At 58.7% G+C, this 666-nt stretch carries 1 pseudogene; it reads left to right on the top strand.

Annotation, left to right across the window (positions count from 1 at the left end):
* Positions 1–648: pseudogene (gene tnpC / locus AC1D2R_RS32210) on the top strand (IS66 family transposase); the annotation flags it as partial.
* Positions 649–666 lie beyond the last annotated feature (18 nt).

The raw sequence follows: 666 nt of genomic DNA, 5'->3' as shown, positions 1-666 counted from the left end.
ATGAAGGCGTGGCTCTGGGCATACGCGCGCGATGACCGACCGTTCGGAGGATCGGGTCCGCCGATGGTTGCCTATCGCTTCGAAGACAGCAGAGGTGCCAAGTGTGTCGCGCGTCATCTCGCCGGGTTCACCGGCATCCTGCAAGTTGATGGCTACTCGGCCTACACCAGCATGCTCAAAGAGCGCGCCAAGTCCGGCAGCAATGAAACCATCAGACTGGCCGGATGCTGGGTGCACGTCGGCGGTATCAATGAGGCTGCGACAGCGTCGATTACGGCCATGACGGAACTGTGGAAGGTTGAGGACGAGATCCGCGGCAGTGATGCCAAAACCCGTGCCACGCGTCGTCAGGAGACCTCCGCAGCCATCGTCGCCGATCTCTTCCGATTGTGGGAAAAGGAGCTTTCCAGAGTCTCTGGGAAGTCCAAGACTGCTGAGGCGATCCGCTATGCGATGACACGACGGGAAGGGCTGAAGCGCTTCTTGACCGATGGCCACATCGAAATCGACTCCAACATTGTCGAACGCGCGATCCGGCCCCAAACAATTACAAGAAAAAATAGTCTCTTCGCTGGTAGCGAGGGAGGCGGCGAAACCTGGGCGACGATCGCCACGCTGCTGCAGACGGCAAAAATGAACGGTGTCGATCAATGAACGGTGTCGATC

Source organism: Rhizobium sp. P1_C7 (genome assembly GCF_056406295.1).
This window is presented reverse-complemented; position numbering and strand designations above follow the sequence as displayed.